Annotated in this window: 11 protein-coding genes; 4 read left to right on the forward strand and 7 right to left on the reverse strand. The window is 65.2% G+C overall.

Translation table 11 applies throughout. The features are described 5' to 3' along the window. Nucleotides 1-48: 48 nt before the first annotated feature. Both ABDB81_RS11685 and ABDB81_RS11690 read right to left on the reverse strand, forming a co-directional pair. Nucleotides 49-1,512, reverse strand: coding sequence for a TIGR00366 family protein (locus tag ABDB81_RS11685; RefSeq protein WP_346811225.1), 1,464 nt, complete (start codon nt 1,510-1,512; stop codon nt 49-51). An 18-nt stretch (nt 1,513-1,530) separates the two neighbouring features. Next, the gene (locus tag ABDB81_RS11690; protein WP_346811227.1) at nt 1,531-3,006 is read right to left on the reverse strand and encodes an amidase family protein; all 1,476 of its coding nucleotides are present in this window, start codon (nt 3,004-3,006) and stop codon (nt 1,531-1,533) included. A gap of 167 nt (nt 3,007-3,173) precedes the next feature. Between ABDB81_RS11690 and ABDB81_RS11695 the strand changes: the two genes are divergently transcribed. Then, nucleotides 3,174-4,055, forward strand: coding sequence for a LysR family transcriptional regulator (locus tag ABDB81_RS11695; protein ID WP_346811229.1), 882 nt, complete (start codon nt 3,174-3,176; stop codon nt 4,053-4,055). On the opposite strand, the gene ABDB81_RS11700 is transcribed toward ABDB81_RS11695, so the two are convergent. Then, the gene (locus ABDB81_RS11700; RefSeq protein ID WP_346811230.1) at nt 4,052-4,936 is read right to left on the reverse strand and encodes a LysR family transcriptional regulator; all 885 of its coding nucleotides are present in this window, start codon (nt 4,934-4,936) and stop codon (nt 4,052-4,054) included. The genes ABDB81_RS11695 and ABDB81_RS11700 overlap by 4 nt on opposite strands. A 110-nt stretch (nt 4,937-5,046) precedes the next feature. On the opposite strand from ABDB81_RS11700, the gene ABDB81_RS11705 reads away from it, so the two are divergent. Continuing rightward, nucleotides 5,047-5,796: an SDR family oxidoreductase gene (locus ABDB81_RS11705; RefSeq protein ID WP_346811231.1), complete on the forward strand. Its 750-nt coding sequence runs from the start codon at nt 5,047-5,049 to the stop codon at nt 5,794-5,796. Nucleotides 5,797-5,850: 54 nt separating this feature from the next. Continuing rightward, complete coding sequence (locus ABDB81_RS11710; protein WP_346811233.1) at nt 5,851-6,450, forward strand: hypothetical protein; 600 nt, start codon at nt 5,851-5,853, stop codon at nt 6,448-6,450. Nucleotides 6,451-6,505: 55 nt separating this feature from the next. Here ABDB81_RS11710 and ABDB81_RS11715 read toward each other — a convergent pair whose 3' ends face one another. The 3 genes from ABDB81_RS11715 to ABDB81_RS11725 form a co-directional block, all read right to left on the reverse strand. After that, nucleotides 6,506-7,462 carry a glycosyl hydrolase gene (locus ABDB81_RS11715; protein ID WP_137924821.1) on the reverse strand — a complete coding sequence of 319 codons (957 nt, stop codon included), beginning with the start codon at nt 7,460-7,462 and terminating at the stop codon, nt 6,506-6,508. Nucleotides 7,463-7,678: 216 nt separating this feature from the next. Beyond that, nucleotides 7,679-9,808 (reverse strand): di-heme oxidoredictase family protein, encoded by a 2,130-nt coding sequence (locus ABDB81_RS11720; RefSeq protein WP_137924822.1) that lies wholly within the window; start codon nt 9,806-9,808, stop codon nt 7,679-7,681. A gap of 386 nt (nt 9,809-10,194) precedes the next feature. Continuing rightward, nucleotides 10,195-12,516 (reverse strand): FdhF/YdeP family oxidoreductase, encoded by a 2,322-nt coding sequence (locus tag ABDB81_RS11725; RefSeq protein WP_160473500.1) that lies wholly within the window; start codon nt 12,514-12,516, stop codon nt 10,195-10,197. Nucleotides 12,517-12,801: 285 nt separating this feature from the next. On the opposite strand from ABDB81_RS11725, the gene ABDB81_RS11730 reads away from it, so the two are divergent. Continuing rightward, nucleotides 12,802-13,059 (forward strand): hypothetical protein, encoded by a 258-nt coding sequence (locus ABDB81_RS11730; protein WP_137924824.1) that lies wholly within the window; start codon nt 12,802-12,804, stop codon nt 13,057-13,059. Nucleotides 13,060-13,232: 173 nt separating this feature from the next. Here ABDB81_RS11730 and ABDB81_RS11735 read toward each other — a convergent pair whose 3' ends face one another. Beyond that, complete coding sequence (locus ABDB81_RS11735) at nt 13,233-14,747, reverse strand: ATP-binding protein (RefSeq protein ID WP_237380446.1); 1,515 nt, start codon at nt 14,745-14,747, stop codon at nt 13,233-13,235. Between the last annotated feature and the right edge of the window lie 39 nt (nt 14,748-14,786).

A 14,786-nucleotide genomic window follows, 5' to 3' on the forward strand; every position in this document is an offset into this window, starting at 1 on the left:
AGCACTGCGCAGTGCCCGCCTCGGGATCGACCCGGGCGGGCACCGATGCTAGGGCAGCACGGGTGGCACGTAGGGCAGTGTCCGCGCCAGCAGCCAGAGCAGGATCAGTACCACGGGCGTATGGGTCAGAAACTGCGCGAACGTAAATCCCACCAGGTCGCGCGCCTTCAACCCCAGGATGCCCAGCAGCGGCAGCATCCAGAACGGATTGATCAGGTTGGGCAGCGCCTCGGCGGCGTTGTAGATCTGCACGGCCCAGCCCAGATGCACTTGCAGGTCATTGGCCGCCTGCATCACGTAGGGCGCCTCGATGATCCACTTGCCGCCGCCCGAGGGCACAAAGAACCCCAGCACCGCCGAGTAGATGCCCATCATCAGCGGGAAGGTCTCGCCTGACGAGATGCTGACGAACAGCGTGGACAGGTGATGCGACAGCGAGGCCCCGTCCGTGCCCTGCGCCATGGTCAGCATGCTGGCGATGGCGCCGTAGAGCGGGAACTGGATCAGCACCCCGGTCGTCGCCGGCACCGCGCGCGCCACCGCATCGAGGAAACTGCGCGGACGCCAGTGCAGCAACATGCCGATCAGCAGGAAGATCAGGTTGTAGGTGTTGAGTCCAGAGATCGCCACCAGCAACGGCTTGCCCGACAACTCGTGCCATACCCATCCGGCCCCGAGCGCCACGATCACCAGCGTCAGCAGCGGGCTGTGTTCGAGCCGTTCGCCGGGCCGTGCGCAGACTGGCGCCGCGTGAATGGGTGGCTCGATATCGACGCCTAGGTCGGCGGCAGTGCGGGCGCGTGCGGGGGCGGGTGCGGTCCAGTAGGCGATCAGCGTGGACAGCACGAGTAGCACGGCGGTCACCACCAGGCTCTGCCAGAGAAAGATGGTCTGGCTGAATGGGATGACGCCGGTGATCTTCAGCAGGCTCGCCGGCAGGCTGGCCGGGTTGGCCTGCAACTGCGCGGCGGACGAACTGAGTCCCATCGCCCACGTGGCGCCGATGCCGAGGTAGGCGGCTGCACCGGCAGCGCGATAGTCCATGCGCAATTCGGTGCGGCGTGCCAGTGCCTTGGCCAGCAGCCCGGCAAAGATCAGGCTGATGGCCCAGTGCAGCAGCGAAGCCACAACGCTGACGAACGCCACGTAGGCCACCGCCGAGCGACCATTGCGCGGAATGCGCGCGGCACGCTCCACCAGTCGCGCCATCGGCGGCGAACTGGCAATCACGTAGCCGGTGATCGCCACCATCGCCATCTGCATCGTGAACGGGATCAGGCTCCAGAAGCCGTTGCCGAAGGCCACCGACACCGATCCGGGGGAGGCACCGATCGCCATCGCCCCGATGGCCACGGCGAGTACCGTCAGCGCGACGAAGACATAGGCATCGGGATACCATCTCTCGCACCACGCGGTGACGCGCAGTGCCAGGCGTTCAAGGGCCGGTGCATCGAGGTCGGCAGCGACGCTCCGCACGGCGGTGCCGGCGGCAATTTCATTGTGTATCGACATGACCGCATCTCCCGTTGCCTATGCCTGCTTCACTTGCGGCGCACGCGGCACCTGCGTGCCCATGCCGCACATCTGTTCCAGCAGATGCGCCGCCGCGAGCAGATCGAAATCGCCGCGCGGACGACCGACCAATTGCAGGCCCACGGGACGGCCATCCGAGGTGAGGCCCACCGGCACCGAGATCGTCGGGCAACCTGTCAGCGTCAGCACGAACGTGAGATACATCCAGTCGATGTAGGAAGTCAGCGGCTCGCCGTCGATCTCGGTCGGGAAGCGCTGCGCCACGGGGAACGGTGCGACGGCCACCGTCGGGCAGGCGAGCACATCGTATTCGCCGAAGAACGCGGTCACGCGCTGGAACAATTCCCCGCGCAGGCGGTCGGCACGCGCCACATCCGCACCGGTCTGCTGCAGGCCCTTTTCAATGTTCCAGATGATCTCGTCACAGATGCGTGCACGGTGCTCGGTGAGCAGCGGGCCGCGCACGGCGGCTACGAGGTTGGCACGCAAGGTCTGAAACGCTTCGAACGCGCCGCTGAAATCGGGATGCGCGGCCTCGACCTCGGCGCCCACATCCGCAAAGCGCAGCGTGGCCTGGCGGCAAATCGCTGCCACTTCGGCTTCGACCTTGCCGATGCCGAGATTGGTGGAGAACGCTACGCGTGCCGGGGCACGTGGTGCGGCGATGGCCTGGGTGAATGGCACGGCAGGCGCGGGCCACGACAGCGGATCGCGCATATCGAAATGCGCCTGCGCGTCGAGCATCAGTGCCACATCGGCCACGCTGCGTGCCATCGGTCCTTCCACCCAGAGCGGGTCGTAGGGCATCACCGATGCAGGGCGCGGCACGCGACCCACGCTCGGGCGCATGCCGACGATGCCGCAGAAGCTGGCGGGAATGCGCAGGCTGCCGCCCAGGTCATTGCCGGTGGCGAGCCACACCATCCCCGCGGCCAGCGCCGCTGCCGATCCGCCCGACGAACCGCCTGCGGAGCATTGCGTATTCCACGGGTTGCGCGTGGCACCGAACACCGTGTTGAAGGTGTTGGCACCGGCGAACTCGGGCACGTTCGACTTGGCGAGCGGGATGGCGCCGCGCTGCTCCAGATTGGCGACGGTCAGGTCGGAGTGGGTCGCCACGTTGTTGGCGAAGATCGGCGAGCCATAGGTGGTGGGTGTGCCGGCCAGGTCGTTGTAGTCCTTCACGGCGATGGGCAGACCCGCGAGCCATCCGGGTGCTTCGGACACGGCAGGGTCGGCCTTCGGAAAGTGCCGTGCCGCTGCGCGCGCCGCCTCGAAGTTGCGGATCGGCAGTGCGTTGACCACGGGATCCACGGCTTCGATGCGGGCGATGGCGGCGTCCACGAGATCGAGCGGGGACACTTCGCGCCGCCTGAGCAGCCGCACGGCCTCGGTGGCGCTCAGCTTGCAGAGGCTGTCGTCCGAAAGGATGGTGGCGTCGTGGTTTTCATCGATGGCAATGCTGGGGGTCATGCCTGTCTCCTGTCTGTTGTCGTGGCCCTGCGGCGCCGCGCTGACCTGCCACTGCAGAGGGCTGACTTGTGGCGCCGGGACGTTTTGCAGAATAATGGCCGCACCAACGGGGCGGAAATCACATCTGCTGATGACGCCCATAAGCTTTGCTAAGCCCCCCGCAGCGTATGGATATCCGCCAGATTCGCACCTTCGTCACCGTTGCACGGTTCGGGAACGTCACCCGCGCGGCCGAGGCGCTGCACGTGACCCAGCCAGCCGTCAGTGGACAGTTGCGCCAGTTGGAGGAGTCGCTGGGGCTGCAACTGTTCGCCCGCACGAAATCCTCGGTAACGCTCACACAGGCAGGACAGGAGTTGCTGGCGCGCGCCGAGAAGGCGCTCGAAGCCTATGGCGATTTCATGCATGCGGCCAAGGCGCTGCAGGGCCATATCGAAGGCAACCTGCGCATTGGCGTGGTGCTGGTCGATCCGGCATTGCTGCGCGTGGGGCAACTGCTGGCGGTGCTGGTGCGGGAATGTCCGGCCTTGCGGATCGACCTGCAGATGGGGCGCACGCCGTGGCTGGTGACGGCGTTGCAGGGCTCCGAGATCGACGCTGCGATCATGCTCGCGCGATCCGCGCCCAGCGGCTGCGGTATGCAGGTATTGCAGTCATTGACGTTCCGGCTCGTGGCGCCTGCGGCATGGGCGGATAGGGTGGCATCGGCTTCGCCCGCGCAACTGGCCAGCCTGCCGTGGTTGCGCATGACGCCACGCAGTGCCCATCAGGAGCTGATGGCCGAGATACTCGCCAAGGCGGGCATCGTGCCCATGGAAACCGTGCTGGCCGACCACGAACTGCTGATTCGCGAACTGGTGGTGGCCGGTATCGGCATCGGACTGCTGCGCGAAGATCTGGCGCAGGATGCGCTGGCCGCAGGAGAGATCGTGTTCGTGGACGAGCATCGCGCGCAGACCAACGTCGCGTTCGTGTACCCGGAGGAGCGCGATAACGAACCGGTGATCCTGGCCGTGCGCGAGGCGTTGCGGGAAATCTGGCAGCCCTAACTCACGGACTGGTCTTTCAACTCGGCCGCGAGGAAGTCCACGAATACCTTTGCCCGCGCAGGCAGGCGACGCCCAAAGCCATGCAGCACCTGCAGTGGCACGGGGCGCAACGCCACCCGAGGCAGCACGATGCGCAGTTGGCCCGCATCAAGGTCCGATTGCACGGTCGTTTTCAGTAACTGGGCGATGCCGAGACCCTGCAGCGCAGCGGTCTTGAGCGCGTCGCCGTTGTCCGCGTCGAACACACCCTGCGATGGCGGCCACGGACCATCGACGAAATCGAGCGGTATCACGTCGCCGCGCAGACGGTAGCGGACATGGTGGTGTTGCGCGAGGTCCGCGATGGATGCCGGTTCGCCATGCCGGTCGAGATAGCCGGGGGAGGCCACGAGCACCAGCGGCATCTGCCCCAGCGGCTTCGCGTGAAGCGTGCTGTCGGCGGCATGGCCGGCGCGCAACGCCAGGTCGAATCCTTCGCGTACGAGATCGACGTGCTGGTCTCCGAGACTGATGTCGAGGGAAAGACGCGGATGCCTCGGCAGCAGCTTCTGCGTGATGGCCCCGAGCAGCGCACGGCCGAGGTCGCCGGGCATGCTGACGCGCAACCTGCCTGACGCGGCGTTCGATGTCGCCAGCACTTCGCTGGCTTCCTCCAGTCCACGTACGAGTGGAGCGACACGGTCGTAGTAGGCGCGTCCCTCCGCTGTGAGCAGGAAGGCACGTGTGGATCGCTGGAAGAGCCGAACCCCGAAACGGGCTTCGAGCCGCGAGATGCTTTTAGACACCGCGGAAGGTGTGGTGCCGAGCAGCTTGGCTGCGGCGGTAAAGGAGCCGGCTTCCACCGCGCGTACGAAGGCGGCGAGTCCGTGCAGGCGTTCCATCGACATTGATGACAGATTGGCACAAGTGAAGCGTCCATTGTAGGTCTCCCCGAGACTGTCCGCTGCCCATAGATTCCATGCCGGAACCATCAACATTGGAGTCACGGATCATGAAACAACTTGAAGGCAAGGTAGCCGTTGTCACAGGCGGCAATAGCGGTATCGGTTTTGCCATGGCCAGCCGGTTTGTGCTGGAAGGGGCCAGCGTGGTGATCGTGGGGCGTCGTGCCGATGCCGTAGAGGCTGCCGTGCAGCAGTTGGGCGCGCAGGCCATTGGCGTGACGGGCGATATTGCCGACCTCGGCACGCACGACCGCGTGGCAGCGCTCGTGGCGGCGGAGTTCGGCGGGGCAGACATCTATGTGGCCAATGCGGGCATGAACACGATCACCCCCTCCGATCAGGTCGGCGTGGAGGAGTACGACATCCAGTTCGCCACCAACACGCGTGCGGTGTTCTTCGGCGTGCAGAAAATCTCACCGTTGATGCGGCGCAATGGCGCCATCCTGCTGGTCAGCTCGATTGCCAGCGGCAAGGCGCTCGATGGCCATGCGGTCTATGCGGGCAGCAAGGCAGCCATCGAGGCGTTTGCGCGAAGCTGGGCGCTGGAGTTCAAGACGCGCGGCATTCGCGTCAATGTGATCAGCCCGGGCCCCGTCGATACGCCGATCCTCGCCAAGCTGGGCGTTGCCGCCACGGAGCGCCCAGCTTTCGAGGCGATGATGGCTGGTGCCATCCCGCTTGGCCGCATGGGCAGGGCTGAGGAGGTGGCCAATGCGGCGTTGCTGCTGGCGGGCGGCGAGGGCAGTTTCATCACGGGGGTGAACCTGCGCGTGGATGGCGGTATCGGCCTGGCCTAAAGTTGCCGGACTGGAAAGCCGTAGAATCTCCGGATATCTCTGGAGAATGACGGAATGAAGGCAGTAGTCCTCGCCACAGCCCTGCTGCTGGCATCGGCGGCACACGCGCAAACGCCCATCGAGACGGCGGCACAGGCGACAGGCAACATCGCCGCGCCGCTGGGCCTGGAACTGGGCAAGTCGCGTTGCGCCCGCATCACGCAGGGTCCGAACCATGTGCGGGCGGGCAAGGCCGCCTGGGCCGGTGGCGATGCCATCGAGATCCGCAGCCTGGACCGGTTCAACCTGCCGGGGCTGACGCGGGTCATCGTCAATTGCGACGCCCAGGACACTGTGGCGCTGGTTACGCTGACTTTCGAGCGCACGGCGTTCGAGGACACGCGCAACAAGCTGGATAAGCGCTACGAGGCCAAACGCAAGACCGATGCGAATGCCGAGAACGGCTACGCCGAATGGCTGGCCACCAACGGCAGCATCGAAATGCTCCACGCCAAGGAAGGCCGCCAGTTCACCGTGGCGTATTGGGGGAAGGGCGCCAAGGCGCGCTACTTTGCGTACAACGGCGGCGCGGCGAGTGCGCCTGCAGTGAAAGCGAAGGCCGCCGACAAGACGCCTGCTTCCGCGCCTGCTGTGAAACAGCCCGCAGCACTGTAAAGACGCGACACAAAGTCAATGGCCCGCCGTGCAATGCACTGGCGGGCCATATTTTTTAGAACGGTAGCGTCAGGTAGTACTTGCCCAGTTCCGTCAGTTCCCCATCGGCGGCGAGCAGGCTCGTGTAATGGGTGTCATTGTTCCAGCGTCCCGTGAACCATGCATAGCGGAACACGTCCGTACGCTGCTCGCAGATGGCCACCATCTCCTGCATCTGGCGCTTCTGCTTCTCCACGGTATCGATCTGCGCACCATCGTTGTTGCTGTGCCAGTTGGCGAACTCGGTCACCCAGAACGGTTTGCCATACTTTGCCAGCCGGTCCAGTTGACCGCCCAGCCCGTAGTCGTACCAATGGAAGGCGAGATAGTCGATACGCGGATCGCGATTGGCATTGGCCGCACGATACGCGGTGTAGAACGCATCGAGCCACACTACGGGGTCGGCATAGCCGGGCATCGTGCCCCATGTGATGGTCGGGCCCACGAGCTTCACACCGGTACGCGCGGCGATGCTTTCGTAACGCGGCCATGCGGCGGCGGCGGCAGCAGGCGTGAGGTTGGCCTGATCGGTCAGGTTCGGCTCGTTGAGCAGCAGCACGTACTTGACCTTCGGATGCGCGAGCAGCCAGGTCTCCACGGCCGTGGCATCGAAGTTGTCGTTCCACAGCATGGGCATGAAGTCCATGGCGTAGGCCGTGTCGGCATCGGCAGGCGCCGCCGCATTGGGCCGCGATGCCCAGTTGTACCACCACGAGATACCCGGCGCCAACGCCACGAAATCGGCCTTGCTGGCAAGGTCGTAGGCAATGCCGCGCTTTGCGCTTTTTGTGACGCCCGGCGTGGCGACGGGCGGTGTGGTTACGGGGTTGGTGTTGGTGCCGTTGTTGCCATTGTTGCCGGTGGGCGTGTTGCCGGAGCCGCCGGAGATGGGACCGCTTTCACCGCCACCGCAGGCGGCGAGGGCGAAGGTGAGGCATAACGTGGCGAGGAAGCGAGTGGATGGGATGAGCATTGTCGGTTTCTTCCGGATATTTTCTTTTCCCGCTGGGTTTGCTCCCCTCTCCCGCTTCCATTTATTTCCCCTCTCCCGCAGGGCGGGAGAGGGGTAGGGGAGAGGGTGGGGGTATCAAATTGCTACGGTGTCGCGAATTGAACCGCTGGCCCTCTCCCCCAACCCCTCTCCCGCTGTGCGGGAGAGGGGAGCAAAAACTGGAAGAGAGAGAGTTGGTTACAGCGAATTCAAGAACGCCCCGATAGCATCCCGATCCGCCTTCGGCAGTGCCTCATAACGCGTACGCGCATCCGTGGCTTCGCCGCCGTGCCAGAGCACCGCTTCGGTGTAGTTGCGGGCGCGGCCGTCGTGCAGCAGGCGGACGCTGGTTTCGTCACCCTGGATGAAGCGCAGCGAGCCGATGCCCCACAGCGGCGCGGTACGCCATTGCTGCGGATAGGCGCGGCTTTCGGCCAGGGTGTCGGCCAGGCCCGGACCCATGTCGTGCAGCAGCAGGTCGCTGTACGGATGGATGGTCTGCTCGCGCAGTTCCGCAAACGGATGGTTGTTGCCCGTTTTCATGGTCGGCGTGTGGCAGGCCACGCAGCGGATCTGCGCGAAGAGGTCGCTGCCGCGCGCGATCTGCGCGGGGTTCACGTCATGCTCGGGCGAGACGCGTACGCCATCGGGGAAGCCGCTGCGCAGCTTGCGCTGGGCCGGCACGCCAATCAGCGAGAGGTAGTGCGTCATGCGCTGCAGTTCGTTCTCGGTGACCGAGGGCGCGACGGTGGAGCCACGGCAATCCGATGCGCCACGCTGGCAGCCGGGGCTCGGGAACATCGGCGAGGTGACCCCCATGTCCTTGATCAGCGCGTCGGCTACCTGCTGGCGAATGCTGGCCTTCGATGCCTTCCAGCCGAAGCGGCCCACGTGCGTCTTGCCCGTCTCCGGATCGACGATCAGGTTGGGCACGCCCTTGATGCCGTCGCCATTCGCATCGTTCGGATCGGCTTGCGCCAGGATGGTGGCTTCAGGCAGCGCTTCCAGCAGGCCCATGCCGATGACCTGCGGCGCCTGCCGTGCCGAGAAGCGTGCGGGCACGGGGCCCTTGAACGTGAAGACCGGCTTGACCAGTTCCACCTTCTCGCCATCGGGCAGCGTGCGCACCGTGGTTTCAAACGAGTTCGCCGTCACGTCATACGCCGGTGCCGTGGCACTTTGCGCGTGCTGCTGCACGTTGTTGCCGTACGTCGCATCGGGGCCGCCTTCGGCGTTGGCTGTCAGGATCGACATCGTGTCGAGCTTGGCCGTCAGCGACAGCGGCTTGCTGCGGCCGTTGTTGGTGTGGCACTCGATACAGCGCGGCTGGTTGTAGCGTGCGCCAAGCTGGCCGATGTGCGCGGTGAAGACCGGATTGTCCTTGTCGTGTTCCGAGTGCGTGCCATCGGCAAACGAGGTGTGGAACAGGCGGCGGCCCTCCACAAAGCGCTGCGTATTGGCGATGCCGATATTGTTCGACATCTGCTGGAACACGCGCATCGGCTCCTCGGAGTAGTTGTACGAGATGCTGGCGGTGCCGCCAAGCAGCGTGTCGTCAGGCAGCGGCGCGGAATCCAGGTTCGGGGCGATGCCGTACCACGGGCGCATGCCCACACCCACCACGTAGAGCTGTTCGAACGAGTAGTAGCGGCTGCCACCACCATCCACCACCGGATCGCGTTTCAGGCGCGGCGCCGGTGCCAGTTCGATGGGGTCGCCGATCTTGAGCGGGCTGTGCGGATCGGTGCGCCAGTTCGAATCGAAGACGATCATGCAGTCTTCCTTCGGCTGTCCTTCGCGGCAGATCGGCAGGCCGCCTTCCTTGGCGTTGTTGAAGCCGGTATTCATGGCCCAGCCGTAGTCGCGCACGTTGGGGTCCAGCACGTTGCGGAACAGGCTGAATGTGGTGCCGTCGAAGATGCCCTGGTTCACGCGCAGGTACATCTCGATCTTCTGGCGGCCCGCTGGCACGCCGTCGCGGATCTCGATCCCGAACGTGCGGTTCTGGAAGTAGAACGTGGGGAACGTCAGGTAGCGGCCGGGCCCCGCATCGGGGGCGGTCCATGCCTCGCCGCGCTCGCGGGCGTGGCGCTCGGTGGGGCGCGATCCCATCAGCGTCACGAGCGTGCCATCGGCTTCGCGATACTGGATCTGCTCCATCATCGGCGTGTCGGCCGCGAACAGCGGAGTCCATGCCTCGGTCGGGGTGGAAGACGTAGGCGGGGGCGTGCCGCTTCCGCCATCGCCACCGCCGCCGCAGGCGGTGACTGTCAACAACGTGGCCAGCAATAGCGCCGGCACACGGCAATACGCGTGAGGTTTCTTCATGTTATTGACCCTTCGTTCCCTGTTCGCGAACCATTCGGTTTCGGAGTACTTCTCGCCGTGGCGATGACCTGCATGTCGTCGGCTTCTTCAGCCGGGGGCGATTATCGACAGGGCGATTTATAGATGTCAATTGTCATGATTTGGCGCACGCGGTGACAAATTTTGCGGGCCGGGTGACAGGTCGCGTCACTTGGCGAGGGCGCGCCATCTGGCGGCAGGCACGCGCCGTGCAGACGTAAAAAAGGCCGCAAAAAGCGGCCTTGGAACAGGGTAAAGGGTGATTGCCACCCTGCGCGGAAAAGCAACACTGCGGCAGCACTGCGACTGGACTGCAGTCCAGATGTCACTCTTCAAGCGTTTCAGTGAATGCTTGTCGGCGTCAAGGATCAGTCGTCCAATGGCCGCTGCATCGCGGAGCGCTCCAGCAGCACGGGGATCGATTTCGACGTGGGCGTGTTGCAGAGATCGGCCACGCTATCGAGCGGCACCAGCGGATTGGTCTCGGGGTAGTAACCGGCGATGCAGCCGCGCGGAATGTCATAGGCCACGATGCGGAAGCCATCGGCGCGCCGCTCGATGCCGTCGTGCCAGACGGTGTGCATGTCCACCCAGTCGCCATCGGCAAAGCCCAGCATTTCGATGTCGGCGCGATGCATGAAGACCACGCGCCGCTGGCCGAACACGCCACGGTAACGATCGTCGAGCGCATAGATCGTGGTGTTGTACTGGTCGTGCGAGCGCGTGGTCATCAGCACCATCATGCGCTCGCCGTGCAGCGCGCGGGCGCGGGCGATGGGGGTATCGGGAATCAGCGGGTTGATGAGGAACTCGGCCTTGCCTGAGTGCGTATGCCATTCACGCTCGCGCGCCGGCACGTGCAGGTGGAAGCCACCCGGATGCGCCACGCGCGCGTTGAAGTCTTCAAAGCCGTCGATGACCTCGGCGATCTTGTCGCGAATCCGCGCGTAGTCCGCCGCGTACCAGCGCCAGTCCACGGTGGCGCTGCCCAGTGCGGCGTGCGCCAGCCCGGCCACGATGGCGGTCTCGGACATCAGGTTCTCCGAGGCCGGCGTGTTCATGCCGTACGACAGATGCACCTGCGACACCGAATCCTCGACGGTCACGCCCTGCGGCACACCGTTCTGGCGATCGATCTCCGTGCGGCCCAGCGTGGGCAGAATCAGCGCCGTGCGGCCATGGATCAGGTGGCTGCGGTTGAGCTTGGTGGCGATATGCACGGTGAGGTCGCAGGCACGCAGGGCTTCCCACGTGCGCGGCGTGTCCGGCGTGGCAGCGGCGAAGTTGCCGCCGAGCGCGATGAACACGTTCACCTCGCCACGCAGCATGGCGTCGATGGTATCCACCACGTCGTGACCATGCTCGCGCGGCGGATCGAAATGAAAGGCTGCGCCGAGCTTGTCCAGAAACGCGGGCGTGGGCTGTTCTTCGATGCCAACCGTGCGATTGCCCTGCACATTGGAGTGTCCACGTACCGGGCACAGGCCCGCGCCAGGACGTCCGATGTTGCCGCGCATCATCATCAGGTTCGACAGCAGTTGAATGGTCTGCACCGAGTGCTTGTGCTGGGTGAGACCCATGCCCCAGGTGCAGATCACGCGCTTGCCGCGTGCATAGATGGCGGCGAGCCCTTCGATCTCCGCACGCGGCACGCCGGATTCGCGTTCGATGACGTCCCAGGGTTCGGCGCGCAGGTCGGCGGCGAAGGCGTCGAAGCCGCGCGTATGCGTGGCGATGAACTCGGTGTCGAGCACGCGCGGCTGGCTGGCGGCTACGGCATCGTCGTCGAGTTCCAGCACGTGCTTGGCCACACCACGGATCAATGCGAAATCGCCGCCCAGCGTGGGACGCACGAAGACCGAGCAGATCTCGGTGCTTCCATTTGTCAGCATTTCCATCGGACTCTGCGGACTCGTGAAGCGCTCCAGTCCGCGCTCGCGCAGCGGATTGATCGACACCAGCGTGGCGCCCCGCTTGGCGCAATCGCGCAACTCGCCCAGCATGCGCGGGTGGTTGGTGGCGGGGTTCTGGCCGAACAGCAGGATGGTGTCGCAATGCTCGAAGTCGTCGAGCGTCACGGTGCCCTTGCCCACGCCAACCGTCAGCGGCATGCCCCGGCTGGTGGCCTCGTGACACATGTTCGAGCAGTCGGGAAAATTGTTGGTGCCCACCATGCGCGCGAACAGCTGGTAGAGGAACGCGGCCTCGTTGCTGGCGCGCCCCGAGGTATAGAACGCAGCCTGATTGGGATCGCGCAACGCACGCAGCCGCGCGCCGATCGTCGCGAATGCATCGTTCCAGGAAATAGCCTGGTAGGTGTCGGAAAGTGGATCGTAGATGACGGGATCGGTGAGGCGGCCGTGTTGCTCCAGCTCGTAATCGGTCTGCGCCATCAGCGATGCTACCGTGTTCTGCGCGAGGAACGCCGGCGTCACGCGCTTGCTGGTGGATTCTGCCGCCACGGCCTTGACGCCGTTCTCGCAGAACTCGAACGTGGAGGCGTGTTCGCGGTCTGGCCATGCGCAGCCAGGGCAGTCGAAGCCATCGGGCTGGTTCTGCCGGAACAGCATGCGGTAGTCACGGCCCGCCACACGCTCCTTGAGCAGGTTGATGGCGACGTACTTCAGCGCCCCCCAGCCCGCTGCCGCGTGGGTATAGGGTTCGATTCGGGGTTTGGACCGTTGTGCCATGACGCGTGCTCCTGCCTGTTCGGATGATGTCGTGACCGCAGCGTAGTGGCTGAGGAGGCGGCACCCTTCCTTGCATACCGACCGATTGCCGGTTCGCACGGCGCCGTATCCGGTCATCAGACCAAAGGATAGGACGCCGCAACAAATTGGCTACCGCACGACCCCGGTGTACAGATGCGCTTCGCGGCACGGCTGCCTACCATTCGATGGCGGGCTTGCGGTGCAGGCCCAGGGCGGGACACCAGACGGTGTGCCTGCGCATTCGAAGCTTAGAAGGAGCCGAACATGGTTGCAAAGCACATCGTTCCCATCGTCGTGGCATGCGGTCTGGCCGCTGTCAGCGCGCTGGCGTCGGGTATGGCCGACGCCGCACAGCCGCCCGTGCAGAAGAAGGGCCATCCCGTCTACAACATCGACCGCCAGCGCGATCCGTTCACCGACGGTGCGCGTTACCAGGTGTCGCCTGCCGACGAGGGGCGCTTCATTCTCGTGGGCCGTGACCTGACAGGCGTTTCGGCCCCTCCGGGCGGCGCACCGGCATGATTGCCGCTCGCGCCCCCATCGGAGAGACCACCATGCCATCTTCGGGTGTGTCGTATGCGCAGGTCGGGCCGCTGCTGGCCTGGCTCTGCATCTGCGCGGCGAGTGCCGGCATGGCGTTTGCGACGGTGGCCTGGGCGGGCGTGTGATGGAACCGCGCCCGGTTCAGGTTGCGTTCAGGCCGCTGCCTCCACGGCCTCTACGGCGGCTGTCCTCAGCGGCAGCCGGACGATCATCTTCGCGCCGCCTTCGGGTGGCGATTCGGCCTCGATGCTGCCACCGTGGGACTCCACGATATTGCGGCAGATCGACAGGCCCATGCCCATGCCGTCCGGCTTGGTCGTATAGAACGCATTGAATAGCTGGCCCATGGCCTGCGCCGGAATGCCGGGGCCGGTGTCGCTGATGATCAGCAGCACCGCATTGCCCGGAATCTCGCGGCTGGCCACGGTCAGGCGGCGCCGGCCAGCGGTCTCGGACATCGCCTGGATCGCATTGATCATCAGGTTCACCAGTACCTGCTGCAACTGCGTCCAGTCGCCAAGAATGTGCGCGGTGCCGGCGTCGAGTTCGGTGACGGCCGCGATCTGGTGATCCTGCATTTCGCGGCGCACCAGTTCCACGGTGTCTGCCAGCAGGTGGTCCACGGCGATATCGATGTACTTGGGCTCGGCCTTCTGCGCCATCGAGCGGATCTGGCGAATGATGTCGCTGGCTCGCGTGGCATCGCGAATGATCTGGTCGATGGAGTCGCGCGTTTCCTCGATATCGGGCGGCGTGCGCTGCAGCCAGCGCTGCGCCGACTCGCCGCAGGTGACGATGGCCGCGATGGGCTGCGTCACCTCGTGTGCGATGGACGCCGCAAGTTGTCCGAGCGTGGTCACGCGCGCCACATGGGCCAGTTCGTCCATGGTGCGATGCAGCGCCTGTTGCGTCAGCGTGGCGTCGGTGACGTCCATCAGGGCGCCCACATACTCGTGGTTGTCGCCATCGGACGTACTGCGGCGCGCTACCAGATGCACATATCGAATGGCGCCGTCGGGCATCAGCAGCCGATGCTGTAACTCCACGAGCGGCGCACCGTTGAGCATATCGGCATGAGTGCGATGCGCAGCGGCCAGGTCATCGGGATGGACCCGCGCCATCACCAGCCCAAGATGCACCGGACCGCCGCGCGCATAGCCGAAGATCCGGTGCGCCTCGTCGGACCAGACCATGGTGCCAGCGGGCACGCGGATGGCGATACTGCCGGTCTTGCTGAGTTTCTGTGCCTCCGCCAGGAACGATTCGCTGCGCGCCAGTGCGGCTTCGGCCTGGCAGCGCCGGTCCATGTCGGCCAGGTTGCGCAGGGCCAGCAGGGTGGTGGTGCCGATGGCCAGCAGCGCGAATATGCAGCGGGCCAGTTGGCCACCTTCATCTTCGGCGCTGGGCGAGACGATATAGGCCGTCAGCGTCAGCAGCAGCGATGCCCAGGCGGCCACGCGCGTGGCGCCGATGGAACCGGTCAGCGCCACAAGCAGGATCACCACCACGTACAGCACCGCGATGGCGAAATCCAGTGGCGTGAATGCGTCGATCAGGAAGACGCCCAGCGCAAGCGAGCCGGCGGTGCCTTTCAGCAGCCGGTTGATGGTCGAGTTGTACATGCCCAGTCCAGGCGGATTGACGGTAGGGCGCTCTATCAGCAGCATGGCCCGACGCCGATACTAATGCCGAATGACTGCTTGGGA

Source organism: Cupriavidus sp. DL-D2 (genome assembly GCF_039710735.1).
Classification (GTDB): Bacteria; Pseudomonadota; Gammaproteobacteria; order Burkholderiales; family Burkholderiaceae; genus Cupriavidus.

Coding starts and splice junctions, on each gene's coding strand:
- ABDB81_RS11685 (WP_346811225.1), bottom strand. CDS start 1,512: ATGTCGATACACAATGAAATTGCCGCCGGCACCGCCGTGCGGAGCGTC.
- ABDB81_RS11690 (WP_346811227.1), bottom strand. CDS start 3,006: ATGACCCCCAGCATTGCCATCGATGAAAACCACGACGCCACCATCCTT.
- ABDB81_RS11695 (WP_346811229.1), top strand. CDS start 3,174: ATGGATATCCGCCAGATTCGCACCTTCGTCACCGTTGCACGGTTCGGG.
- ABDB81_RS11700 (WP_346811230.1), bottom strand. CDS start 4,936: ATGGAACGCCTGCACGGACTCGCCGCCTTCGTACGCGCGGTGGAAGCC.
- ABDB81_RS11705 (WP_346811231.1), top strand. CDS start 5,047: ATGAAACAACTTGAAGGCAAGGTAGCCGTTGTCACAGGCGGCAATAGC.
- ABDB81_RS11710 (WP_346811233.1), top strand. CDS start 5,851: ATGAAGGCAGTAGTCCTCGCCACAGCCCTGCTGCTGGCATCGGCGGCA.
- ABDB81_RS11715 (WP_137924821.1), bottom strand. CDS start 7,462: ATGCTCATCCCATCCACTCGCTTCCTCGCCACGTTATGCCTCACCTTC.
- ABDB81_RS11720 (WP_137924822.1), bottom strand. CDS start 9,808: ATGAAGAAACCTCACGCGTATTGCCGTGTGCCGGCGCTATTGCTGGCC.
- ABDB81_RS11725 (WP_160473500.1), bottom strand. CDS start 12,516: ATGGCACAACGGTCCAAACCCCGAATCGAACCCTATACCCACGCGGCA.
- ABDB81_RS11730 (WP_137924824.1), top strand. CDS start 12,802: ATGGTTGCAAAGCACATCGTTCCCATCGTCGTGGCATGCGGTCTGGCC.
- ABDB81_RS11735 (WP_237380446.1), bottom strand. CDS start 14,747: ATGCTGCTGATAGAGCGCCCTACCGTCAATCCGCCTGGACTGGGCATG.